The organism is Micromonospora sp. NPDC002717, assembly GCF_040295705.1.
Classification (GTDB): Bacteria; Actinomycetota; Actinomycetes; order Mycobacteriales; family Micromonosporaceae; genus Micromonospora.
Map to the genome: position 1 here is coordinate 123,839 of NZ_JBEOVW010000008.1, position 24,307 is coordinate 148,145.

The 24,307-nt window shown below is 74.1% G+C and carries 19 protein-coding genes; 10 read left to right on the plus strand and 9 right to left on the minus strand.

Annotated features, from left to right (window positions below; genetic code table 11):
• Nucleotides 1-17 precede the first annotated feature (17 nt).
• From ABT006_RS14440 to ABT006_RS14450, 3 genes are all read right to left on the minus strand, one after another.
• Nucleotides 18-911, minus strand: a complete 894-nt coding sequence (locus ABT006_RS14440) for an ABC transporter ATP-binding protein (RefSeq protein ID WP_350706408.1) — start codon at nt 909-911, stop codon at nt 18-20.
• A gap of 25 nt (nt 912-936) precedes the next feature.
• Entirely contained in the window at nt 937-2,040 is a 1,104-nt protein-coding gene (locus tag ABT006_RS14445) for a FecCD family ABC transporter permease (RefSeq protein WP_350706409.1), read from the minus strand.
• 67 nt (nt 2,041-2,107) lie between these two features.
• A complete protein-coding gene (locus tag ABT006_RS14450; RefSeq protein ID WP_350706411.1) occupies nt 2,108-3,154 on the minus strand; it encodes a FecCD family ABC transporter permease in 1,047 nt (348 codons plus the stop codon).
• Nucleotides 3,155-3,279: 125 nt separating this feature from the next.
• On the opposite strand from ABT006_RS14450, the gene ABT006_RS14455 reads away from it, so the two are divergent.
• Complete coding sequence (locus ABT006_RS14455; protein WP_350706413.1) at nt 3,280-3,639, plus strand: YciI family protein; 360 nt, start codon at nt 3,280-3,282, stop codon at nt 3,637-3,639.
• A 4-nt stretch (nt 3,640-3,643) separates the two neighbouring features.
• On the opposite strand, the gene ABT006_RS14460 is transcribed toward ABT006_RS14455, so the two are convergent.
• The gene (locus tag ABT006_RS14460; protein WP_350706415.1) at nt 3,644-4,078 is read right to left on the minus strand and encodes a cytidine/deoxycytidylate deaminase family protein; all 435 of its coding nucleotides are present in this window, start codon (nt 4,076-4,078) and stop codon (nt 3,644-3,646) included.
• Between the two features lie 133 nt (nt 4,079-4,211).
• On the opposite strand from ABT006_RS14460, the gene hrpA reads away from it, so the two are divergent.
• Nucleotides 4,212-8,246, plus strand: coding sequence for an ATP-dependent RNA helicase HrpA (gene hrpA / locus ABT006_RS14465; RefSeq protein ID WP_350706417.1), 4,035 nt, complete (start codon nt 4,212-4,214; stop codon nt 8,244-8,246).
• Nucleotides 8,247-8,365: 119 nt separating this feature from the next.
• Here hrpA and ABT006_RS14470 read toward each other — a convergent pair whose 3' ends face one another.
• Complete coding sequence (locus tag ABT006_RS14470) at nt 8,366-9,688, minus strand: FAD-dependent oxidoreductase (RefSeq protein ID WP_350706419.1); 1,323 nt, start codon at nt 9,686-9,688, stop codon at nt 8,366-8,368.
• Nucleotides 9,689-9,775: 87 nt separating this feature from the next.
• The gene (locus tag ABT006_RS14475; RefSeq protein WP_350706421.1) at nt 9,776-10,705 is read right to left on the minus strand and encodes a LysR family transcriptional regulator; all 930 of its coding nucleotides are present in this window, start codon (nt 10,703-10,705) and stop codon (nt 9,776-9,778) included.
• A 35-nt stretch (nt 10,706-10,740) separates the two neighbouring features.
• Here ABT006_RS14475 and ABT006_RS14480 point away from each other — a divergent pair, with 35 nt between their 5' ends.
• The 4 genes from ABT006_RS14480 (at nt 10,741) to ABT006_RS14495 (ending at nt 15,741) form a co-directional block, all read left to right on the plus strand.
• On the plus strand, nt 10,741-11,472 hold the full coding sequence (locus ABT006_RS14480) for a succinate dehydrogenase cytochrome b subunit (protein ID WP_350706423.1): 732 nt from the start codon (nt 10,741-10,743) through the stop codon (nt 11,470-11,472).
• 1 nt (nt 11,473) lies between these two features.
• Nucleotides 11,474-13,411, plus strand: a complete 1,938-nt coding sequence (locus tag ABT006_RS14485; RefSeq protein WP_350706424.1) for a fumarate reductase/succinate dehydrogenase flavoprotein subunit — start codon at nt 11,474-11,476, stop codon at nt 13,409-13,411.
• Entirely contained in the window at nt 13,408-14,172 is a 765-nt protein-coding gene (locus tag ABT006_RS14490; protein WP_350706426.1) for a succinate dehydrogenase/fumarate reductase iron-sulfur subunit, read from the plus strand. The genes ABT006_RS14485 and ABT006_RS14490 overlap by 4 nt, the downstream gene beginning before the upstream one ends.
• Nucleotides 14,173-14,559: 387 nt before the next feature.
• A complete protein-coding gene (locus tag ABT006_RS14495) occupies nt 14,560-15,741 on the plus strand; it encodes a zinc-dependent alcohol dehydrogenase (RefSeq protein ID WP_350706428.1) in 1,182 nt (393 codons plus the stop codon).
• A gap of 197 nt (nt 15,742-15,938) precedes the next feature.
• Here ABT006_RS14495 and ABT006_RS14500 read toward each other — a convergent pair whose 3' ends face one another.
• Together ABT006_RS14500 and ABT006_RS14505 are read right to left on the minus strand one after the other, a co-directional pair.
• Entirely contained in the window at nt 15,939-16,742 is an 804-nt protein-coding gene (locus ABT006_RS14500) for an RNA-guided endonuclease InsQ/TnpB family protein (protein ID WP_350706430.1), read from the minus strand.
• Nucleotides 16,691-17,224, minus strand: a complete 534-nt coding sequence (locus tag ABT006_RS14505; protein ID WP_350706432.1) for an RNA-guided endonuclease InsQ/TnpB family protein — start codon at nt 17,222-17,224, stop codon at nt 16,691-16,693. The genes ABT006_RS14500 and ABT006_RS14505 overlap by 52 nt, the downstream gene beginning before the upstream one ends.
• A gap of 15 nt (nt 17,225-17,239) precedes the next feature.
• Here ABT006_RS14505 and ABT006_RS14510 point away from each other — a divergent pair, with 15 nt between their 5' ends.
• On the plus strand, nt 17,240-18,241 hold the full coding sequence (locus ABT006_RS14510) for a serine hydrolase (protein ID WP_350706434.1): 1,002 nt from the start codon (nt 17,240-17,242) through the stop codon (nt 18,239-18,241).
• 116 nt (nt 18,242-18,357) lie between these two features.
• Entirely contained in the window at nt 18,358-19,503 is a 1,146-nt protein-coding gene (locus tag ABT006_RS14515; RefSeq protein WP_350706436.1) for an MBL fold metallo-hydrolase, read from the plus strand.
• Between the two features lie 6 nt (nt 19,504-19,509).
• Here the strand turns inward: ABT006_RS14515 and ABT006_RS14520 are convergent, their stop codons facing one another.
• Nucleotides 19,510-21,021 (minus strand): deoxyguanosinetriphosphate triphosphohydrolase family protein, encoded by a 1,512-nt coding sequence (locus tag ABT006_RS14520; protein ID WP_350706438.1) that lies wholly within the window; start codon nt 21,019-21,021, stop codon nt 19,510-19,512.
• Nucleotides 21,022-21,276: 255 nt separating this feature from the next.
• On the opposite strand from ABT006_RS14520, the gene ABT006_RS14525 reads away from it, so the two are divergent.
• Entirely contained in the window at nt 21,277-23,691 is a 2,415-nt protein-coding gene (locus ABT006_RS14525) for a Tex family protein (RefSeq protein ID WP_350706440.1), read from the plus strand.
• Nucleotides 23,692-23,869: 178 nt separating this feature from the next.
• Nucleotides 23,870-24,304: a hypothetical protein gene (locus ABT006_RS14530; RefSeq protein ID WP_350706442.1), complete on the plus strand. Its 435-nt coding sequence runs from the start codon at nt 23,870-23,872 to the stop codon at nt 24,302-24,304.
• Nucleotides 24,305-24,307 lie beyond the last annotated feature (3 nt).

Consider the following 24,307-nt stretch of genomic DNA (forward strand, 5'->3'; position numbering starts at 1 on the left):
CAGATTCCTTTCGAGGGTTACGAGCCGGTGCGCGGGGTGAGCGCGTCCTCGGCCGGGGGGCGGGCCGCCGGGGCCGGCGGTCCCGCCGGAGCTGAGCCGACCAGGTCGGCCACGTCGGACGGCCGGGTGAGCGAGGGGCTGGTGAGCGCGGGCACCACGAGGGGCGCCCCGGTCACCGGGCAGGGCACGACCACGCAGTCGAGCCCGAAGACGTCCCGGACCAGGTCGGCGGTGAGGATCTCCCGGGGCGGCCCGGCGGCCACCACGGCGCCGGACCGCATCGCGACCAGGTGGTCGGCGTACCGGGCGGCCTGGTTGAGGTCGTGCAGCACGGCCACCACCGTCCGGCCCCGCTCGGCGCGCAGCCGGTGCAGCAGGTCCAGCACCTCCACCTGGTGGGCGAGGTCGAGGAAGGTGGTCGGCTCGTCGAGCAGCAGCGCCTCGGTGTCCTGGGCGAGGGTCATGGCGATCCAGACGCGCTGCCGCTGACCGCCGGAGAGGGTGTCCACGGGCCGGCCGGCCAGCCCGGCCACGTCGGCGAGCGCCATGGCCCGGTCGACGGCGGCGCTGTCCTCCTCCGACCACTGCCGCCACCACCGCTGGTACGGCTGCCGACCCCGGCCGACCAGGTCGGCGACGGTGACCCCCTCCGGCACCAGCGGACTCTGCGGCAGCACGCCGAGCCGGCGGGCGACGTCGCGGGTCGGCAGGTCCCGGATGGCGGCGCCGTCGAGCAGCACCGCGCCCCGCCGGGGTGTGAGCAGGCGGGCCATGGTGCGCAGCAGGGTGGACTTGCCGCAGGCGTTGGGCCCGACGATCACGGTGAACGCGTCGGCGGGCAGCTCCAGGTCGAGCCCGTCCAGCACCGTCCGCTCGTCGTAGCCGGCGACCAGGTCGCGGGTGGAGAGCATCATGCCTCCTTGCCAGGGTGGGACATCACGAGGGCCGCCGGCGGCCGCGGACCAGCAGGAAGATCAGGTACGGGCCGCCGATGGCGGCGGTCAGCACCCCTGCGGGCAGCTGGGTGGGGGCGAAGAGCCGCCGGCCGGCCAGGTCGGCCAGCACCAGCAGCAGCGCCCCGAGCAGGGCGGCGCAGACCAGCGGGGGGCGCTCCGCGCGGACCAGCCGCCGGGCCAGTTGCGGGGCGACCAGGGCGACGAAGTCGACCGCGCCCACCTGAGCGGTGACCATCGCGGCGGCCAGCACCCCGGTGCCGGCGAGGCCGACCCGGCGGGCCACCGGGCGCAGGCCGATCCCCCGGGCGGTGTCGTCGTCCAGCGCGGTGCTGTTCAGCGCCCAACCGGCCCAGGCGAGCACCGGCAGGAGCGCGCCGAGGGTGGCGGCGATCCAGATGGCCTCGGTCCAGCCCTTGCCGGCGAGCGTGCCGATCAGCCAGATCTGCGCGCGCAGCCCGTCGATCGGGTCGGCGGTGAGCATGACCACCTCGGTCAGGGCCCGCAGCGCGAAGGCGACCGCCACGCCGGCGAGCACGAACCGCTGGGCGGCCAGCCCGTGCCGGGCGCCGAGGACGAACAGCAGCGCGGCGGCGGCCAGGCCGCCGGCCAGCGCCGCCGGCGCCACGATCACCGCGGCGGCCCCGCCGGTCAGGGCCACCGTGGCGGCGAGGCCGGCGCCCTGGGTGATGCCGACGACGTCCGGGCTGGCGAGCGGGTTGCGGGCCACGCTCTGGATCAGCGTGCCGGCGACCCCGAAGGCCGCGCCGGCCACCGCGGCCAGCACCAGCCGGGGCAGCCGCAGGTCGAAGACGACCAGGTCGTACGGGGTGCCGGCGCCGGAGAGGGCGCGCAGCACGTCGACCGGGGCGACGTACGGGGTGCCGAGGGAGAGGCTGAGCACCCCGGCGCCCAGCAGCAGCACGACCAGCGTGGCGGCGACCAGCACCGAGCGGCGGCGGATCTGCACGCTGACCGGGCCGACGCGCACCAGCGAGCGCCCGGGCAGCGCGACGACTCCGGCACGGGGGCGGCCCGTCGACCGGTCGGCCGGCTTGCGGGCGGCGGGGCGGGCGGGGGCGGTCACGCCGTCACCACCTTCGCGCGGGGAACGAGCAGGGCGGGCGGCAGAGCGCCGACCAGGGCGAGGCCGATCACGCCGTCACCACCTTCGCGCGGCGGACCAGCCAGGCCAGCAGCGGGGCGCCGACGAGTGCGGTGACGATGCCCGCCGGCACCTCCCCGGGCGGGGCGACCAGCCGGCCGACGACGTCGGCGCCGAGCAGCAGCGCGGGCCCGAGCAGCGCGGAGACCGCCAGGGTCCAGCGGTGGTCGGCGCCGACCAGGGCACGGGCCAGGTGCGGCACGGCGAGCCCGACGAAGGCGATCGGGCCGGCGGCGGCGACGGCCGCCCCGGTGAGGAGCACGGCGGCGACGCCGCCGCCGAGGCGGACCAGCCCGATCCGGTGCCCGAGGCCCCGGGCCACGTCGTCGCCGAGGGCGAGGGCGTCCAGGCCGCGGGCGACGAGGGCGGCCAGCGTCAGCCCGGCGAGCACGAACGGCAGCACCTGGGCGGCCACCGAGAGATCCCGCCCGGTGAGCCCGCCGACCACCCAGAACCGGTAGTCCTCGAACGTGCGGGCGTCGATGCTGAGCAGCGCGTACACCACGGAGGCCAGACTGGCGTCGAGGGCCGCGCCGACCAGCGCGAGGGTGACCGGGCTGGCGCCCTCGCGGGCGCGGGTGGCGACGGCGAAGACCAGCAGGCCGGCGAGGAGCGCGCCGCCGATGCCGAACCAGACGTAGCCGGCGAGGCTGCCGACGCCGAAGACGGAGATGGCGAGTACCACGCCGAACGACGCGCCGGCGCTGATCCCGAGGATGCGCGGCTCCGCGAGCGGGTTGCGGGTCAGCGCCTGGAAGAGCACCCCGGCGACGGCGAGCGCCAGCCCGACGGCGAGGCCGAGGGCGGTGCGCGGCATCCGCAGCTCCCGGACGATGGTGGTGGCCTCGCCGCCGTCCGGGGCGACCAGGGCGCGCCACACCTCGTCGACGGCGAGCGACCGGCTGCCGAGCGCGAAGCTCGCCAGCACGGCCAACAGCAGCGCCAGCGCGGCGGCGACGGCGACCGCCGCCCGGCGACCGCCATGCGCGCGGGGCCGGGCGCCGGCCGGGGCCGGTGGGGTGGCGAGGGTGGTCACGAGTCTCCCGCAAGCTGTGCTTAGGTTCGCCTTACCTTAGACCACCCGGTTAGGGCCGCCTAACCAGCGGTGGTCGATCCGCCGCGCCGCCGCCCGGCGGCACGTCCCGGCCCTACGCTGGGGGGATGCGATTCGACCAGCACACGGTGGTGCTCCTGGTGCGCCCGCCGGACGCCCCGGAGCTGCCGCTGGACGCGGCCGACCGGTTGCAGGACGCCCACCTGGCCCACCAGGCGGGGCTGGTGGACCAGGGTCTCGTCCTGGCGGCGGGGCCCTTCGTGGGGGCCGACGACGACCGGCTGCGCGGGTTCGTCGTGCTCCCGATCAGCCCGGAGGAGGCCCGCGAGCTGTATCACAACGACCCGGCCGTGCGGGCCGGGCAGCTGGCGGTGCAGGTGATGAGCTGGATGGTGCCGGAGGGCAACGTGCGGTTCGAGAGCGTGCCGGTCCCCCGGTCGATGCTGGAGGCGGCGGCCGGCGACTGAGCCGTCAGTCCCCGGCGCGGGCCGCCGGCAGCGACGGGCCGTCGAGCTGGTGGTCGGCCCAGACGTAGGTCTCGGGCAGCAGCTCGGCGACCGGCACCACGCGCAGCGCGTCCATCGGCCCGACGATGACCCGGATGGTGGGGAAGTAGTCGCGCAGCACCTGCCGGCAGCGCCCGCAGGGCGCGATCACCCCGCGCCCCCGGTCGCCCACCGCGACGATCGTCTCCAGCTCGGTGACGCCCTGGGTGGCGGCGGCGCCGACCGCGACCACCTCCGCGCAGGGGCCGCCGGTGAAGTGGTAGACGTTCACCCCGGTGAAGACCCGACCGTCGGTGGTCCGCGCGGCGGCGGCGACCGTGTGGTTCTCGCTGCGGCAACGCAGCTTGGCGACCGCTGTGGCGGCCTGCACCAGGGCCCGGTCGGTGTCCCGCATCGTCATCGCGCATCCCCGTGGTTCGACGTCGGTCGGCGGTCAACTCTAGACCCGCCGGCGCCCGCGCGGGCGGACGCGCGCGGGCGGAGCGGTAACCCGGGAGCGGTCCGGCCGCCGGCTGCCTATCCTTGGCGACGACATGCAGAATCCAGCCGCACCCGCCGCGACCGATCCCGTCCGCGAGCTGCACCGCCGCCTCCGCCCCCTGATGTTCCGCGACCAGCGTCGTCTGCAACGGCGGCTGGACGGGGTGCGCAGGCTCAGGGACCCGCAGCGGCGCGACGAGGCGCTCGCCGAGATCGCCGCCGACGTCGCGCGGGCCGAGGCGCGGCTGGAGAGCCGGCGCGCCGCCGTGCCGGTGGTCACCTACCCGGCCCAGCTGCCGGTCAGCGAGCGCAAGGACGACATCGCCGCCGCGATCCGCGACCACCAGGTGGTGATCGTGGCCGGCGAGACCGGCTCCGGCAAGACCACCCAGCTGCCCAAGATCTGCCTGGAGCTGGGGCGCGGGATCAACGGGCTGATCGGGCACACCCAGCCGCGCCGGCTGGCCGCGCGTACGGTGGCGGACCGGATCGCCGAGGAGCTCGGCACCGAGCTGGGCGACGTGGTCGGCTACAAGGTGCGCTTCACCGACCAGGTGAGCGACCGGAGCCTGGTCAAGCTGATGACCGACGGCATCCTGCTCGCCGAGTTGCAGACCGACCGGATGCTGCGCCAGTACGACACCCTGATCATCGACGAGGCGCACGAGCGCAGCCTCAACATCGACTTCATCCTCGGCTACCTCCGGCAGCTCCTCCCCCGCCGCCCCGACCTCAAGGTGATCATCACCTCGGCGACCATCGAGACCGAGCGGTTCGCCCGGCACTTCGCCGGGCCGCCCACCGACGACGCGCCGGACGGCGTCCCGGCGCCGGTGGTCGAGGTGTCCGGGCGCACGTACCCGGTCGAGGTGCGCTACCGGCCGCTGGTCGAGGTCGCCGAGGGCGAGGACGACGGGGACGACGAGGAGAACGTCCGGGACCAGATCCAGGCCATCGGTGACGCCGTCGAGGAGCTGGCCGCCGAGGGGCCCGGCGACGTCCTGGTCTTCCTCAGCGGCGAGCGGGAGATCCGGGACACCGCCGACGCGCTGGGCAAGCTGGTGGAGAAGAAGCCGGCGCTGCGCGGCACGGAGATCCTGCCGCTCTACGCCCGGCTCTCCACCGCCGAGCAGCACCGGGTCTTCGCCCCGCACGCCGGGCGCCGGGTGGTGCTCGCGACCAACGTCGCGGAGACCTCGCTCACCGTGCCCGGCATCAAGTACGTGGTGGACCCGGGCACGGCCCGCATCTCCCGATACAGCAGCCGGCTCAAGGTGCAGCGGCTGCCGATCGAGCCGGTCTCGCAGGCGTCGGCCAACCAGCGCAAGGGGCGCTGCGGGCGCACCTCGGACGGCATCTGCATCCGCCTCTACGACGAGCAGGACTTCCTGTCCCGCCCCGAGTTCACCGACCCCGAGATCCTGCGCACCAACCTCGCCTCGGTCATCCTCCAGATGACCTCGATCGGGCTCGGCGACATCGCCGCGTTCCCGTTCATCGACCCGCCGGACCGACGCAACATCGCCGACGGCGTCAACCTGCTGCACGAGCTGGGCGCGCTGGACCCGGCCGAGACCGACCCGGCGAAGCGGCTCACCCCGCTCGGCCGGCGGCTCGCCCAGCTCCCCGTCGACCCGCGGCTGGCCCGGATGGTCGTCGAGGGTGAGCGCAACGGCTGCGCCACCGAGGTGATGGTGATCGCCGCCGCGCTGTCGATCCAGGATCCCCGCGAACGGCCCGCGGACCGGCAGGCCCAGGCCGACCAGGCGCACGCCCGGTTCACCGACCGCGAGTCGGACTTCGTGACGCTGCTCAACCTGTGGCGGCACCTGCGCGAGCAGCAGCGCGAGCTGTCCTCCAGCGCGTTCCGCCGGATGTGCAAGGCGGAGTTCCTCAACTACCTGCGGGTACGCGAATGGCAGGACATCGTCAGCCAGTTGCGCCAGGTGCTGCGTACCCCCGATGAGGGGCGACCGGCGCGCGACGCCGACGGCGGCGGTCGGCGCCGGGGCGGCGCGGACCTGCCGGAGGAGATCGACACCCCCAAGGTGCACCAGTCGCTGCTCGCCGGCCTGCTGTCGCACATCGGGCTCAAGGACGCCCAGAAGCACGAGTACCTGGGCGCGCGGGGCGCCAAGTTCGCGCTCTTCCCGGGCTCGGCGCTGTTCAAGAAGCCGCCGCGGTGGGTGATGGCCGCCGAGCTGGTGGAGACCTCCCGGCTCTGGGGCCGGGTGAACGGCCGGGTCGAGCCGGAGTGGGTCGAGCCCCTCGCCCAGCACCTGGTCAAGCGCAGCTACAGCGAGCCGCACTGGGAGAAGAAGCAGGCGGCCGTGATGGCGTACGAGAAGGTGACGCTCTACGGCGTCCCGCTGGTCACCTCTCGCAAGGTCAACTTCGGCCGGATCGACCCGGCGCTGTCCCGCGAGCTGTTCATCCGGCACGCCCTGGTGGAGGGCGACTGGCAGACCCACCACCACTTCTGGCGGGACAACCAGCGGCTGCTGGCGGAGATCGAGGAGCTGGAGAACCGGGCCCGCCGCCGCGACATCCTCGTCGACGACCAGACCGTCTTCGACTTCTACGACGCCCGCGTCCCGGCGGACGTGGTCTCCGGGCGGCACTTCGACGCCTGGTGGAAGAAGACCCGCCGCGAGCAGCCGGACCTGCTCACCTTCACCCGGGAGTTGCTGGTCAACGCCGGCCGCGGCGGGGTGGACGAGGCCGACTACCCCGACGAGTGGTCGGCCGACGGGGTGACCCTGCCGCTGACCTACCGGTTCGAGCCGGGCACCGCGACCGACGGCGTGACCGTCGACATCCCGCTGCCGCTGCTCAACCAGGTGCCGGCGGAGAGCTTCGACTGGCAGGTCCCCGGGCTGCGCGAGGAACTGGTGGTCGCGCTGATCCGCTCGCTGCCCAAGGCGGTGCGCCGCAACTTCGTCCCGGTGCCGGACTACGCCCGCGCGGCGCTCGCCGCGATGCCGGCCGGCGAGGAGCCGCTGCTGGACGCGCTGACCCGGCAGCTGCGCCGGATGACCGGCGTCACCGTGCCCCGCGACGCCTGGGACCTCGACCGGCTCCCCGCGCACCTGCGGGTGAGCTTCCGGGTGCTCGACGAGGAGAACAAGCCGGTCGCCGAGGGCAAGGACCTGCCGGCCCTGCAACGCCAACTCAAGGCGGAGGTACGCCAGGTGGTGGCCGCCGCCGCGCCGGACGTGGCCCGCACCGGGCTGACCGACTGGGGCATCGGCACGCTGCCGCGCACCATCGAGCAGGTCCGGGCCGGGTACGCGGTGACGGCGTACCCGGCGCTGGTGGACGAGGGCGCCACGGTCGGGGTGAAGGTGTTCGACTCGCCGGCCGAGCAGGAGGCCGCGCACTGGGCGGGTACCCGGCGGCTGCTCCGGCTGACCGTGCCGTCGCCGGCGAGGTTCCTCCAGGGGCGGCTGAGCAACGAGGCGAAGCTGGCCCTGAGCCGCAACCCGCACGGGGGTGTGCAGCAGCTCATCGAGGATGCCGCCGGGGCGGCGATCGACAAGCTGATCGGCGACGCCGGCGGCCCGGCCTGGGACGCCGAGGGCTTCGCCGCCCTGCGCGAGAAGGTCCGCGCCGACCTGGTGGACACCGTGGTCGAGGTGATGGACCGGGTGCGCCGGGTGCTCGCCGCCGCGTACGCGGTGGAGCAGCGGCTCGGCAAGACCCAGAACCTGGCCGTGGTGGCGGCGCTGGCCGACATCCGGGCCCAGCTCACCGGTCTGGTGCACGCCGGCTTCGTCACCGAGACCGGGTACGCGCGCCTGCCCGACGTGCTGCGCTACCTCACGGCGATCGAGCGGCGGCTGGACCGGCTGCCCGGCAACCCGCAGCGCGACAAGCAGCAGCAGGACCGGATCGCGGTGGTGCAGAAGGAATACCAGGACATGCTCGCCGCGCTGCCGCCGAGCCGCCGGCAGTCGGCGGCGGTCCGGCAGATCCGCTGGATGATCGAGGAGCTGCGGGTGAACGTCTTCGCCCAGGCCCTGGGCACCCCGTACCCGGTGTCGGAGCAGCGGATCTACCGCGCGATGGACGACGCCGAGGGCAGGTAGTCCAGTCCCGGTGCGGCCGGGCTACGCCGGCATTCGTCTCCGGGACGGCCGCCGGGTCAGCCCGGCGGGGGCAGCGCGCCGACGCGGGCGGGACGCCGGGCGCGGCTGAGCCGGGCGGGTCAGCGCGCCGACGCGGACGCGCCGCGCAGCACCCGCAGCAGCACCGCCGGGGAGAGCAGCCGCGCCGGCGGGTCGACGAGGTTGAGCACCCGCAGGAACGCCGCGCCCAGCGCCGCGTCCCGGGCCGCCGCGGCGTGCAGCCGGCCGACGTACGCGTTGACCAGGCGCACCCGCGGCGAACGCCGACCGGGTACCTCGGGGAAGCGCAGGTCGGTGCCGACCGCGATGGACCACGGCCCGTCGATCAGGCGACGCGCGCCCCGGAAGAAGCTCCGGGCGAGCCGGTCCGGCCGCCGCCGGACCAGCCGGCGCAGCAACAGCGCCTCCAGCGCGGCCACGGTCATGCCCTGCCCGTAGACCGGGTTGAAGCTGCACAACGCGTCGGCCACCACGAGATAGCCGGCCGGGAAGCGGCGCAGCCGCTCGTAGCGGCGCCGCACGCTGGCCGGGTACCGCATCGTCACCGGTGGGCTCGCCGGCCGCGCCGTACGCAGCAGCTCGGCGATCTGCGGGGCGGCGAGGCGGTCGGCGAAGGCGGCCATCCCCTCGTCGTCGGCCGGCGGCTCCTCGCCGAGCACGCCGCTGAGCGCCACCGCGAACCGGTCCTGTTCCTGCACGGCGACGATGCCGCCCCACGGCTGGCCGGGCACGGCGTTGGTGAGCGCGCCGAGCAGCCCCTCCAGGTGGTGCGGCTCGCGGCGGTAGGTGCGGGTGACGTAGGTGACCCCGATCCGGACCCGGTCCTCGGGCGCCGGCCGGTAGCCCAGCTCGGCCAGCCACACGGGGCTGCGGCTGCCCCGGCCGCCGGCGTCCACCACCAGGTCAGCCTCGACGGTGTGCGGCTCCCCGTCGCGGGGGCGCAGCCGCACGCCGGTGACCCGGCGCCGGTCGGCGGTGGTCGTGAGCCCCTCCGCCTCGCAGCCCGACACGATCCGGACTCCGGGCAGGGCGGCGACCCGCCGCCGGACCACCTGCTCCAGCAGCGGCCGGCTGACCCCGAAGCCGAGCAGCGGCGACGGCGCGCGCCGCATCCGGTGGCCGTCGTTGTACCAGTGGACCTGCTCGTGCAGGTCGACCGTCGGCACGCCGTTCGCGGTCAGCTCGGCGGTGATGCCGGGGAGCAGTTCCTCGAACGCCTGCCGGCCCCGGGCCAGCAGGACGTGCAACTGCCGCCCCTGCGGCACGCCCCGGCGGCTGGCCGCCCGCTCGGGCAGCACGTCGCGGTCGACGAGGGTGACCCGGTCGTACGCCTCGGTGAGTGCACAGGCGACCAGCAGGCCGCCCATGCTGGCGCCGATCACCACGGCGCTGCCGGTTGCCATGCGGGCAGCGTAGGTCGACCGCCGGCCGGGATTCGCCTTCCGCCTTGCGCACCCGAGGTCACCTTGCCGACGGGTTGTCCCGGCGGGTCAGAGCGGCTCGACGCCGGGCGGCAGGTCGCCGTTGGTGGTGGCGTCGCGGACGTACTCCAGCAGTATCCGGCGCAGCTCCCGGCCGGCGTGGGTGGGCACCACGTCGCGGCGTCGGGCGACCGCGATGGTCCGCCGGACGCCGGGCGGGGCCAGCCGGGTGACCCGGACGCCCGCCCGGCGGGCCACCACGATCCCGGGCACCAGCGCGACGCCCAGCCCGGCCTCGACGAAGCTCAGCACGGCGTCCATCTCGCCGCCGTCGACCGCGATGGTGGGCTCGAAGCCGGCCTCCCGGCAGGCCTGGATGGTGGCGTCGCGCAGGTCGTAGCCCTCCCGGAACATCACCATCGGCTGGTCGCGCAGGTCGCCGACGCGCAGCTGGCCGGCGCCGGGGGCGACCGGCAGCTCCTCCACCGAGGCGACCACCAGGCTCTCCCGCAGGATCGGGTCCGCGCGCAGCCCGGGATCGCTGCCCTGTGCCGGCATGATGATCAGCGCCAGGTCGAGGTCGCCGCGGAGCAGGTCGCGGACCAGGTCCTGCGAGCCGCTCTCCTCCACCCGCAGGTCGACGGTGGGGTGGGCGTCGCGGAACCGGCGCAGCACCGGCGGGGCGAGCGAGGTGGCCAGGCTGGGGGTGGCGCCGAGCCGGACCCGGCCGCGCCGCAGCCCGACCAGCTCCTGCACCTCGCGGGTCGCCGTGTCCACGTCGGCGAGGATCCGCTTGGCCAGCGGAAGCAGCACCTCCCCCGCCGCGGTCAGCGTGATGTTGCCCCTTACCCGCTCGAAGAGGGGGGCGCCGAGGGCGTCCTCCAGGGCGTGAATTTGCTTACTCAAGGATGGTTGCGTGATGCCCACCAGATCGGCGGCTTGGGTGAAATGTCGGACTTCGGCGACCGCCACGAAGTACTTCAGCTGATGGAGCTGCATCTACATAGCCTATAGCTATCAAGACTGCGAGGTCGATGCATTGGACGACTGATCCATGTGCTCCTAGCGTCGTTCGCGTGGTAGTCACGAGAACACGGTCGCCCATCCGCTCCAACGTCGGCCTCAAGGCCGTCATGGCGGTGACGGGCATCATCCTGGTGCTGTTCCTCCTCCTGCACATGCTCGGCAACCTGAAGGTGTTCACGGGGGAGACCTCGTTCGACCACTACGCGCACTGGCTGCGCGACATCGGCAAGCCGCTGCTGCCGGGCGTCTGGTTCCTTTGGATCCAGCGCGGCGCGCTGACCGTCGCCGTCGTGGCGCACATCGCCGCCGCCACCGCCCTGGCCCGGCGCTCCCGCGCCGCCCGCCCGGTCCGGTACGCACACCGCCCGAAGGTCCAGGGCAGCTACGCGGCCCGCACCATGCGCTGGGGCGGGGTGATCATCCTGCTCTTCGTGATCTACCACCTGCTGGACCTGACCACCGGTCACCTGAACCCGGTCGGCGACCCGACGAAGCCGTACGCCAACGTCGTCGCCGACTTCGCGCCGGAGCGCTGGTACGTCACGCTCTTCTACACCCTGGCGATCGTCGCGCTGGGCTTCCACCTGCGGCACGGGGCGTTCAGCGCGTTCCGCAGCCTGGGGCAGCAGACCCCGAAGGGCGAGCGCCGGGCGCGCACCGCCGCGCTGGTCTTCGCCGTCGCGCTCTGCGCCGGCTTCCTGGTGGTCCCGTTCGCCGTACTCACCGGATTGGTGTCCTGACATGGATCTCTACACCGAGGGCGACCCGATCGCCGACACCAAGGCACCCGAGGGCCCGATCGAGACCCGCTGGGACCGCCGCCGCTTCGAGGCCAAGCTGGTCAACCCGGCCAACCGCCGGAAGATGACCGTGATCGTGGTCGGCACCGGCCTGGCCGGCGGCTCGGCCGCCGCCACGCTCGCCGAGCAGGGCTACCGGGTCAAGTCCTACTGCTACCAGGACAGCCCGCGCCGGGCGCACTCCATCGCCGCGCAGGGCGGCATCAACGCCGCCAAGAACTACCGCAACGACGGCGACTCGGTGCACCGGCTCTTCTACGACACCGTCAAGGGCGGCGACTTCCGGTCCCGGGAGTCGAACGTCCACCGGCTGGCCGAGGTCTCGGTCAACATCATCGACCAGTGCGTCGCCCAGGGCGTCCCGTTCGCCCGCGAGTACGGCGGCCTGCTGGACACCCGCTCCTTCGGCGGGGCGCAGGTGCAGCGCACCTTCTACGCCCGGGGCCAGACGGGTCAGCAGCTGCTGCTCGGCGCGTACCAGGCGCTGGAGCGGCAGATCGGCCTCGGCAACGTCGAGATGAACGCCCGGCACGAGATGCTGGAGCTGATCGTCGTCGGCGGCAAGGCCCGGGGCATCGTCGTCCGGGACATGGTCACCGGCGAGATCACCACGGAGTTCGCGGACGCGGTCGTGCTCGCCTCCGGCGGCTACGGCAACGTCTTCTACCTCTCCACCAACGCCAAGGGCTGCAACGTCACCGCCACCTGGCGGGCGCACCGCAAGGGCGCGTACTTCGCCAACCCCTGCTACACGCAGATCCACCCGACCTGCATCCCGGTCTCCGGCGACCACCAGTCGAAGCTGACCCTGATGAGCGAGTCGCTGCGCAACGACGGCCGGGTCTGGGTGCCCAAGGCCAAGGGCGACACCCGCAGCCCGAAGGACATCCCCGAGGACGAGCGGGACTACTACCTGGAGCGGATCTACCCCTCCTTCGGCAACCTGGTCCCCCGGGACATCGCCTCCCGCGCCGCCAAGAACGTGTGCGACGAGGGACGCGGCGTCGGCCAGACGGGGCTCGGCGTCTACCTGGACTTCGCCGACGCGATCAACCGGCTCGGCCGCAAGGCCATCGAGGCCAAGTACGGCAACCTCTTCGAGATGTACGAGCGGATCACCGGCGAGGACCCGTACGAGGTCCCGATGCGGATCTACCCCGCCGTGCACTACACGATGGGCGGCCTCTGGGTCGACTACGACCTCCAGTCGACCATCCCGGGCCTGTTCGTGGTCGGCGAGGCGAACTTCTCCGACCACGGCGCGAACCGGCTCGGCGCCTCGGCTCTGATGCAGGGCCTGGCCGACGGCTACTTCGTGCTGCCGAACACCATCGCCAACTACCTGGCGGCCGGGCCGTTCGACAAGGTCGACGCCAGCCACCCGGCGGCCGTGCAGGCACGAGCCGACGTCGAGGACCGCATCCAGCGGCTGCTGGCGGTCGACGGCGACCGGACCGTCGACTCGTTCCACCGCGAGCTGGGCCAGATCATGTGGGAGCACTGCGGCATGGAGCGCAGCGCGACCGGGCTGCGCAAGGCGATCGACGAGATCCGCGCCCTGCGCGACCAGTTCTGGCAGCGGGTCCGGGTGCCGGGCACCGGCGAGGGGCTCAACCAGTCGCTGGAGAAGGCCGGCCGGGTGGCCGACTTCTTCGAGCTGGCCGAGCTGATGTGCATCGACGCCCTGCACCGCGAGGAGTCCTGCGGCGGCCACTTCCGGGCCGAGCACCAGACGCCCGACGGCGAGGCGGAACGCGACGACGAGCGGTTCGCGTACGTCGCGGCCTGGGAGTTCACCGCCACCGGCGAGCCCTCGGTGCTGCACAAGGAAGACCTGAAGTTCGAATACGTCCACCCCACGCAGCGGAGCTACAAGTGAACCTGACCCTGCGCATCTGGCGCCAGTCCGGCCCCGAGGACAAGGGTCGGATGGTGACCTACAAGGTCGACGACGTCTCCCCGGACATGTCGTTCCTGGAGATGCTCGACGTGCTCAACGAGCGGCTGATCCTCGCCGGCGAGGAGCCGGTGGCGTTCGACCACGACTGCCGCGAGGGCATCTGCGGCATGTGCGGCCTGATGATCAACGGCAACGCGCACGGGCCGCAGCGCGGCACCACCGCCTGCCAGCTGCACATGCGGCAGTTCTCCGACGGCGACACGATCGACATCGAGCCGTGGCGGGCCCGGGCGTTCCCGGTCATCAAGGACCTGGTGGTCAACCGGGGCGCGTTCGACAAGATCATCGCGGCCGGCGGCTACATCACCGCGCCGACCGGCAGCGCCCCCGAGGCACACTCCACCCCGGTCGCCAAGGCCAACGCCGACGCCGCCTTCGAGGCGGCCGAGTGCATCGGCTGCGGCGCCTGCGTGGCCGCCTGCCCCAACGGCTCCGGCATGCTCTTCACCGCCGCCAAGATCACCCAGCTCTCGCTGCTGCCGCAGGGTCAGCCGGAGCGCTACACCCGGGTGATCGGCATGGTCGACGCGCACGACGAGGCCGGCTTCGGCGGCTGCACCAACGCCGGTGAGTGCACCGTGGTCTGCCCGAAGGGCATCCCGCTGAACACGATCGGCCGACTCAACCGCGACTACCTGATGGCCACCTCGAAGCGGGGCGACAACACCCCCGGCGCCTGACCCCTTCCGGCAGCACGCCGACGGCGGGCCGTCGCACCCCTGCGGGTGCGGCGGCCCGCCCGCTTCCGGCACTCGCCCGCCCGCCGCCGTCACGCCCGCAGCACGTCACCAACCACCCTGCCCCGCCCCACGGGGCAGCTCGACAGCCACCACGTGCCCCCACCCGACCCACCTCACCAACTCGCCGCCGTCACCTTGGACGGCCAGCCGCCCAGCCGCGCCCCGACGCCCACTGTCTGACGCCGGCACTCACGGGCCGGACAGCCAGGCAACCAGGCAACCGACCGGGCCGTCGGGCAGCCGGCCGGCGGGTCCGGTTCACGCCCGGTTCAAGCCGGCGTGGACGGGTAGCAGTCCACCGGAGGACGCGAGAGGGGACATCGGGACATGAAGGCACTGACCTGGCAGGGCAAGCGGGACGTACGGGTCGAGGAGGTGCCGGATCCGCGGATCGAGGAGCCGACCGATGCGATCGTCCGGATCACCTCGACCGCCATCTGCGGCTCCGACCTGCACCTCTACGAGGTGCTCGGGCCGTACCTCAAGCCCGGCGACGTCCTCGGCCACGAGCCGATGGGCATCGTCGAGGAGGTCGGCCCGGGGGTGACCCGGCTCAAGCCGGGCGACCGGGTGGTGGTGCCGTTCAACATCTCCTGCGGCACCTGCTGGATGTGCCAGCGGCAGCTCTACGCCCAGTGCGAGACCACCCAGGTGACGTCCGAGGGCAAGGGCGGCGCGCTGTTCGGCTACACCTCGCTCTACGGCTCGGTGCCCGGCGGGCAGGCGGAGTACCTGCGGGTACCGCACGCCCAGTTCGGCCCGATCAAGGTGCCGGAGACCGGGCCCGACGAGCGGTGGCTCTACCTGTCCGACATCCTGCCGACGGCGTGGCAGGCGGTGAAGTACGCGGACACCCGGCGCGGTGGCACCCTCGCCGTCTTCGGGCTCGGCCCGGTCGGCCAGTTCTGCGCGCGCGTCGGCCGGCACCTCGGCGCCGACCGGGTGATCGGGCTGGACCTGGTTCCGGAGCGGCTGGCGATGGCGCGCCGGCACGGCATCGAGGTGCTCGACGTCAGCGAGCTGGACGACGTGCCCGGTGCGCTGATCGACCTGGTGGACGGGCGCGGCCCCGACGCGGTGATCGACGCCGTCGGCATGGAGGCGCACGGCGCTCCCCTCGGCAAGCTCGCCCAGACCGCCGCCGGGCTGCTGCCCGACAAGCTCGGCCAGACCATGACCGACAAGGTCGGCGTCGACCGGCTCGTCGTGCTCAAGGCGGCGCTCAAGGCGGTCCGGCGCGGTGGCACCGTCTCCATCTCCGGCGTGTACGGCGGCGAGGTGGACCCGATGCCGCTGATGGAGATGTTCGACCGGGGCATCCAGGTGCGGATGGGCCAGTGCCACGTGCGTCGGTGGACCGACGAGATCATCCCGCTGCTCTCCGACGACGACCCGCTGGGCGTGGAGGACCTGCGCACCCACCGGGTGCCGCTGGCGCGGGCGCCGCAGGCGTACGAGATGTTCCAGAAGAAGCGGGACGGCTGCGTCAAGGTCGTGCTCGCGCCGTGAGCCGGACGGTGGTCGTCACCGGCGCGACCAGCGGGATCGGCCGGGGCGTTCGCGGTGGTGCGGAAACACCTGCGGTGAGCGCCTCGCGGGATCACCGGCGTCGATAGTTTCGCCTAGGGTGGTGGGCCGGAGAACACGCCCGACCACTACGACGGGAGAGAGAGACGATTGACCATCCGGTTGACATCCTTCCCCGCCTAAAGGCGGGGGATTCCCACCCTCGCGGGTTGGGGTTCCTGGTTCACCGCAGACCGCACGGAAGGTTGCCCCTCGTGTCTGACGTCCGCTCCGCAGGCGTTTTGCGTCTCGACCAGCCCGGCCGCGACGGCGATGTTCTCGGCGGCGTTGACGTCCCGGTCATGCCGGGTGCCGCAACTCGGACACGTCCAGTGGCGTGTGCCGAGGGAAAGCTGGGCGAGCAGGTGCCCGCACGCCGAACACGTCTTACTCGACGGGTACCAGCGGTCCACGATAGCGAGGGTGCGGCCGTCGCGGTGCGCCTTGTAGGTGAGCAGGGTGCGGAACTCAGCCCAGCCGGTACGGGAAATGGATCTGGCCAGGGAGCGGTTGCGGACCATGTTCGCCACCGCCAGGTCCTCCACGGCGATGGCGGCGAACCGGCGCACCAGGTCGGTGGACTGCTGGTGGAGGAAGTCCCGGCGGGCGTCGCGGACCCGCGAATGCGCCCGGGCCACCCTCTGTTTGGCTTTGGCGCGGTTGGCGGAACCCTTCTGCCGGCGGGCCAGCATCCGCTGATACCGCTTCAACCGGCGCTCCCGACGCTCCATGTGCCGCGGGTGGGGGATGCGCTCGCCGGTGGACAGCACCGCGAAGTCGGTCAGGCCGAGGTCCACGCCGACCACCTCGCCCGTTGGTTGGGGTGCGGTGGGTGTGGCGACGTCGACGGCGAAGGTCACGAACCAACGGCCGTCCGGGTGACGGCACACCGTCACCATCGTCGGGTCCAGCCCCGCCGGGTCGATGTTCGGCCACGACCACACGAACGCAGCACACCCGGAGTCTTTCCCAGCATCAGGTTCCCGCCACGCATGCGGAACGCCGACCGGGTGAAACTGGCGGACTGGCGGCCATGCCGCGACTTGTAACGCGGGTACCGGGCCCGCTTGGCGAAGAACGCGGTCATGGCGGTGTGCTGGTGCCGCAGGGTCTGCTGCAACGGCACCGACGACACCTCACCCAGAAACGCCAAATCGGGCTGCTTCTTCATCTCCGTCAACGCCCGATCCGTCTCCGCGTACGAGGTCGATCTGCCCTCAGCGTGGAAACGAGCATGACGGGCGGCGAGAGTGCGATTCCACACCACCCGGATGCAGCCGAATGTGCGGTTCAGCACCGCCGCCTGCTCCGAGGTCGGGTATGCCCGACACCTGTACGCCGTCCGCACAGGACCAGTCTTACCAGAAAGGACATTCATGGTTGACAACGCGTCCGCCATTCCCCTCCGCCCTGAAGGACGGGGCATCCTGGCGGTAATCCGGTGAACCGCAGGACCGCGCTGGGACTCGGCACGGTGGCCACCGCCGGGACGGTGCTCGGCGCCGCCGCGCCGGCGTCCGCCGCCACCGACGTCACCGAACCGGCTCCGGCCACACCCCGGCAGGCCGCCCGTCGGGTCGCCGCGAGTTACGCGCGGGAGACCGACCGCGCCGGCGGCAACTGGCAGGCGTACGTCAGCGTCGCCGACCCGGCCGGCGAGCCGGCGGTGGCGGTGGCCGACGAACCGGACCGGCGGATCGAGGCGTACAGCGTCAACAAGATCGCGGTGGCGACGGCGGTGCTGGACAAGGTCGACCGGGGGCTGCTGGCGCTCGACCAGCGGGTCGAGGTCACCGCCGCGATCGTGGTGCCCGGCGGGGACGGCATGTTCAGCCTGGACGGCGCCTACCCCAGCTCGGTGACGCTCGGCCACGCGCTGGCCAACCTGTTGACCGTCTCCGACGACACGGCGGTGCGGCTGTGCGGCCTGGTCTGCCCCGCCGCCGAACTCAACCAGATCCTGCGGGACAAGGGCTTCCCGAACACGCAGGTGCAGCCGGTGGCCAACCCGAACCGGTTCTTCCTCGGCACCAGCACCCCCCGGGAAACCCACGACCTGCTGCGCGCCCTGGTGGGCGGCACCCTGCTCTCGCCGGCCGCCACGGCCTTCGTGCTGCGGCTGCTGCGCGCCCCCGTCGCGTACACGGACGGGGTCCGGCGCGTCATGTCCTCGGCCGAGCGGGCCCGGATCGCCACCAAGGCCGGCTGGTTCGCCGACGCCCGGCACGAGGCCGGGGTGATCTTCGACGCGGCCGGCGCGCCCCTGCTGACGTACGCCCTCTTCGCCGACGGGCAGGCCGGCGCCGACGACTACGGCGCCACCCATCCCGCCGTCGAGGCCCGGGCCCGGATGGGCCGGCGTTTCCTCGCCGCGGTCGACCGCCTCACCGGCACCGGCGCCACCCACCGTCCGGCCGTGCAGCGGCCCAGCAACGGCGGCTGAACCGCCGCGCGGCGCGGGTGGTCCCGGCGGGCGGGCGGCCGGGGCCACCCTGACCGCCCGCAGACCCGCCGGAGACCCGGCTACCGTGTACGACGGGACACGGCGGAGGGACGGCGATGGGCGCACCAGCGGAACGCGCGGGACTCGACCGGGCGTTGGGGCGCCAGCTGCGCGGGGCGGCCGGGCTGGCCGCGCTGGCCGGGCTGGCGTGGGTGGCCCGGGACGTGCCGGCGGCGCTCGGCGGCCGGCTCACCGGCGCGCGGGCGGAGCGGGCGGCGCGCTCGCCGCAGTTCCGCGACGGCACCTTCCACAACCCCGGCGGCGCCCGCTCGATGGCCGGCACGCCCGACCGGGGCCTGATCCGCGAGTTGATCTTCGGCAAGCAGAAGCGCCGCCCGAGCGCCCCGGTGCCGCTGCTGCGCCCGGGCGCCGCCCCGGCCACCGACGTCGCACGCGAGCTGAACGTCGTCTGGTACGGCCACGCCTCCGCGCTGATCGAGATCGAGGGCCGCAAGGTGCTGCTCGACCCGGTGTGGAGCGAGCGGTGCTCGCCGTCGGCCCTGGTCGGCCCCCGCCGCCTGCACGAGATGCCGGTCCGCCTCGACGAGCTGCCCCCGGTCGACGCGATCCTGATCTCGCACGACCACTACGACCACCTCGACCTGGCGACCGTCCGGGCGCTGACCGACCTCCAGTCGGCGCCGTTCCTGGTGCCGCTCGGGGTGGGCGCGCACCTGGACCGCTGGGGCGTCCCGGCGGCGCGGATCGTCGAGCTGGACTGGTCCGAGAGCCACCGGGTCGCCGGGCTGGAGATCACCGCCACCGCCGCCCAGCACTTCTCCGGCCGGGGGCTGCGCCGCGACGGCACGCTGTGGGGCTCCTGGGTGGTGGCCGGCGCGCACCGGAACGTCTTCTACACCGGCGACTCCGGCTACTTCGACGGCTACGCGGCGATCGGCGCCGAGCACGGGCCGTTCGACGTCACGCTGATGCAGATCGGCGCGTACGACCGGGCCTGGCCGAGCATCCACATGTTCCCCGAGGAGGCCGTCGCCGCCCACCTCGACCTGCGCGGCGGGCTGCTCCTCCCCGTGCACTGGGCGACGTTCAACCTCGCCCTGCACGACTGGTCGGAGCCGGTGGACCGGATCTGGGCCGAAGCGAAGGCCCGCGACGTGCGGCTCGCCGTGCCCCGCCCCGGCGAGCGGGTGGTGGTGGACGACCCGCCGGCCGTCGACGGCTGGTGGCAGGCCGTCGCCTGACCGTCCTCAGAGGACGAACGCGTCGGTCCAGAGCGCGCCGGAGCGGCCCGACAGGGAGTCCAGCATGGCGACCGCCTGCCCGTCGGTGAGCTGGGCGACGAAGTCAACGATCGCCCGGCCGCGGGCCTTGCCGAGCCGGTCCGGCGTACGCGGGTGCAGCTCCGCCTCGGCCAGCTCCACCAGGTCGTGCAGGCGGCGCGGCAGCCGGGACTCCTCCTCGGGGTCGAGCAGCCAGTCCAGCAGCGCCTCCACCAGGGTGCCCAGCAGCCGGGCCTGCCCGCGCTGGTGCAGGGCCAGGTCGGGCCGGGCCAGCACGAACCGGTGGTGGACGAACTTGAGCACCTGCACCTCGTGCCACTGCGCCGGGGCGAGCAGCACGTGGCCGGAGCGGACCGAGGGCTGCTCGACCACCGTGATCGCGTCGACGAAGCGGGTGGTCCAGCGGGCGGAGAAGCGGGCCACGTACTGCTCCGCCTCGATGGAGCCGTCGAAGGGCATCGCCAGCAGCCCCTCCACCAGCTCCTCGCGGACGTGCTCGACGGCGGCGGCGAACGCCTCGTCGTCGGCGATCCAGGCGTCCTTGCGGTGCAGTTGCCGGCGCAGCCGCTCGATCGCCGAGCCGGGCCGGCGGGCCGCGGCGGTCAGGGCCGCGTCGGTGATGGCCCGGAAGTGCCCGCTCTCGCGCTGCCAGGCCATCAGCTCGGCGGAGACCGCGCCCTGCTGGAGCACCCCGACGCGGTAGAAGTCCTCCACGTCGTGGATCGCGTACGCGATGTCGTCCGCCGTGTCCATCACCGACGCCTCGACGGTCTGCTGCCAGTCCGGAATCCGGCCGACGAACGGCTCCCGAGCCTGCCGCAGGTCGTCGACCTCCGTCCGGTACGCGCCGAACTTCGAGGAGCCGCTGCCGGGGTCGTCGGGCGGCGGGGTGGCGCCGCGCGGCGGCGGGTCCAGCAGGCGGGGGTGCGGGTCCGGATGGTCCAGGCGCGTCCACGGGTACTTCAGCATGGCCGCCCGCACCGCCGCCGTGAGGTCCAGGCCGGTGGTCGCCGCGCCGCGGATCTCGGTGCTGGTGACGATCCGGTACGACTGGGCGTTGCCCTCGAAGCCGTCGGTGAGCCCGAGCCGCTGCCGGGCCAGCCGGTCCAGCACCCGCTCACCCAGGTGCCCGAACGGCGGGTGGCCGAGGTCGTGCGCGAGGGCGGCGGCCTCCACCACGTCCGGGTCGCAGCCGCCCAACTTCTCCAGCAGGTCACGGTGCTCGCCGTCGGCCGTGAGCCGCTCGGCGATCGCGCGTGCCACCTGGGCGACCTTGAGGCTGTGGGTCAGCCGGTTGTGCACCAGCAGGCCGGAGCCGCCGGGGCTGACCACCTGGGTGACACCGTTCAGCCGGGCGAAGAACGGCGAGGCCACGATCCGGTCCCGGTCGGCCCGGAACGGGCTGGCGGCGAGGTCACCGAGGGCCCGGGCGCTGCCGCCGAAGAGCCGCCGGGCCCGCGGGTCCGCGGGAGGTTCCATGATCGCCACGCTAGCGCAGGGCGGGCCGGACCGGCGACCGGTCGCCGCCGGCACGCCCGCCGGGAGGGCGGCGACGGGCGCCGGACCGAGGAGGCGGCACCGGGCGGAGCGGCGACGTGCCGGGACGGGCTCGCCGGGGCAGGGCGGTGGCGCGCTCGGGCAGGGCGGCGACGCGCCGGGGCGGGGGCGGCGACGGCAGTCGGTGGGGGCCGGCACAATGCTCAGCGGAACCCACACCGAAGGCGGATCGAGATCGTGACCCTCTCTGTTCATCAGCGGATCGCCGAGGAGCTCGGCGTCGCCGAGCGCCAGGTACGGGCGGCCGTGGAGCTGCTCGACGGCGGCGCCACCGTGCCGTTCATCGCCCGCTACCGCAAGGAGGCCACCGGCCTGCTCGACGACACCCAGCTGCGCACCCTGGAGGAGCGGCTGCGCTACCTGCGCGAGCTGGACGAGCGGCGCGCGGCGGTGCTGGAGTCGATCCGCGGCCAGGGCAAGCTCGACGAGGCCCTGGAAGCGCAGATCATGGCGGCCGACTCGAAGTCCCGCCTGGAGGACATCTACCTGCCCTACAAGCCCAAGCGGCGGACCCGGGCGCAGATCGCCCGCGAGGCGGGGCTGGAGCCGCTCGCCGAGTCGCTGCTGGCCGACCCGTCCCGGGATCCCCGCGAGGCCGCCGCCGGCTACGTCGACGCGGACAGGGGGGTCGCGGACCCCGCCGCCGCCCTGGAGGGCGCCCGGGCCATCCTCATCGAGCGGTTCGCCGAGGACGCCGACCTGATCGGCACGCTGCGCGAGCAGATGTGGTCGCGGGGCCGGCTCGTCTCGCGGGTACGCGACGGGCAGGAGTCGGCCGGCGCGAAGTTCGCCGACTACTTCGACTTCGCCGAGCCGTACCCGAAGCTGCCCTCGCACCGGATCCTCGCCATGTTCCGGGGCGAGAAGGAGGGCGTGCTCGACCTGACCATGGAGCCCGAGGAGGCCGGCGAGGCCGACGCGGCGCCCACCGGGCCGAGCCGCTACGAGGCGGCGATCGCCGGCCGGTTCGGCGTCACCGACAAGGGCCGGCCGGCCGACCGGTGGCTGGCCGACACGGTGCGCTGGGCCTGGCGCACCCGGATCCTCATCCACCTCGGCGCCGACCTGCGGATGCGGCTGTGGCAGGCGGCCGAGGAGGAGGCGGTGCGGGTCTTCGCCACCAACCTGCGCGACCTGCTGCTCGCCGCGCCCGCCGGCACCCGGCCCACGATGGGGCTGGACCCGGGCCTGCGCACCGGCGTGAAGGTCGCCGTGGTGGACGCCACCGGCAAGGTGGTCGCCACCGACACGATCTACCCGCACGAGCCGCGCCGGCAGTGGGACGCCTCGATCGAGACCCTCGCCCGGCTCGCCGGCGCGCACGGCGTCGAGCTGGTCGCCATCGGCAACGGCACCGCCAGCCGGGAGACGGACAAGCTGGCCGGGGAGCTGATCAAGCGGTACCCGCAGCTCAACCTGACCAAGGTGGTGGTCTCCGAGGCAGGGGCGTCGGTCTACTCCGCGTCCGCGTACGCCGCCCAGGAGCTGCCCGGGCTGGACGTCTCGCTGCGCGGCGCGGTCTCCATCGCGCGCCGCCTGCAGGACCCGCTCGCCGAGCTGGTCAAGATCGACCCGCGTTCGATCGGTGTCGGCCAGTACCAGCACGACCTGTCCGAGGTGAAGCTCTCCCGGTCGCTGGACGCGGTGGTCGAGGACTGTGTCAACGCGGTCGGGGTCGACGTCAACACCGCCTCCGCGCCGCTGCTGACCCGGGTGTCGGGCATCGGCGCCGGGCTGGCGGAGAACATCGTGCTGCACCGCGACGCCAACGGGCCGTTCCGCACCCGGGCCGAGCTGAAGAAGGTCCCGCGGCTCGGGCCGAAGGCGTTCGAACAGTGCGCGGGCTTCCTGCGCATCCCGGGCGGCGACGACCCGCTGGACTCGTCCAGCGTGCACCCGGAGGCGTACCCGGTGGTGCGCCGGATCCTGGCCAGCACCGGGCAGGACGTGCGGTCCCTGATCGGCAGGAGCGCCATCCTGCGCGGGCTGCGGGCCACCGACTTCGTCGACGACACCTTCGGCCTGCCCACCGTCACGGACATCCTCGCCGAGCTGGAGAAGCCGGGCCGCGACCCCCGGCCGGAGTTCCGCACCGCCACCTTCGTGGAGGGCGTGGAGAAGATCAGCGACCTGACGCCCGGGATGGTGCTGGAGGGCGTGGTCACCAACGTGGCCGCGTTCGGCGCGTTCGTGGACGTCGGGGTCCACCAGGACGGCCTCGTGCACGTCTCGGCCATGTCCCGGACGTTCGTGAAGGACCCGCGCGAGGTGGTCAAGTCCGGCGACGTGGTCCGGGTCAAGGTGCTCGACGTCGACGTGCCCCGCAAGCGGATCTCGCTCACCCTGCGGCTGGAGGACGACGCGGAGGCCGGCGCCGGTCGCGGCGGTCCGGAGGGCGGTCGCCGCGAGCGCGCCGGGCAGCCCGGGCAGGGCGGGCCGCGCGGCGACCGGGGTGGCCGGGACGGCGGTGGGCAGGGCGGCCGGGGCGGGCGCGGCGGGTCGCCGCAGCGGCAGGGCGGCCGGGGCGGCGCCGCGCCGGCCGCGGCCAACAGCGCCATGGCCGACGCGCTGCGCCGGGCCGGCCTGGCCTGAGGTCATCCCGCCGGGCGGGCGCGAACGCGCACCGCCCGGCGGGCCCGAGGTCGGCGGGTGCGGCCGGTGGCGACCGCTGCCCGAGATCAGCGGGCGGCGCGGAAGCAACCGGTACCGAAGCGGGCGGCGCGGGAGCCACAGGTACCGGGGGCGGGCGGCGCGGCGTACCGTCGCGGTCGTGGACGAGGGCGACGGCCTGGAGTGGCGGGAGCGGCAGCGACGGGCGGTGCGGGCGCACGCGGCGGCCGACGAGCGGCGCCGGGCGGCCGAGCAGGCGCAGGCGGCGGAGCTCGTGGCCTGGTTCGTCGCCGAGGCGATCCGGCGCGGGCTGCCCACGGAACGGCTCACGGCCCGGGCCTACGACGGTCGCGGCCGTTACCGGACGCGGCTGCGCGGCTGGTACGTCGACCGGGCCCGGACCCGGGCGGTCGACGTGGACGGGCGGTTCCACCTGCTGACCGTGTCGGGCGGCCTGCGCGCCCGGTTGCTCGGGGCCGAGCCGCAGCCCAGCCCGCCGCCGCTGGTCGTCGGCGCGGGTGGCCGGGACGGCGAGTCCATCCCGCTGCGCACGCTGCTCACCCGCCGGCTGGACGGCGGTGACGAGGGGCCCTGACGG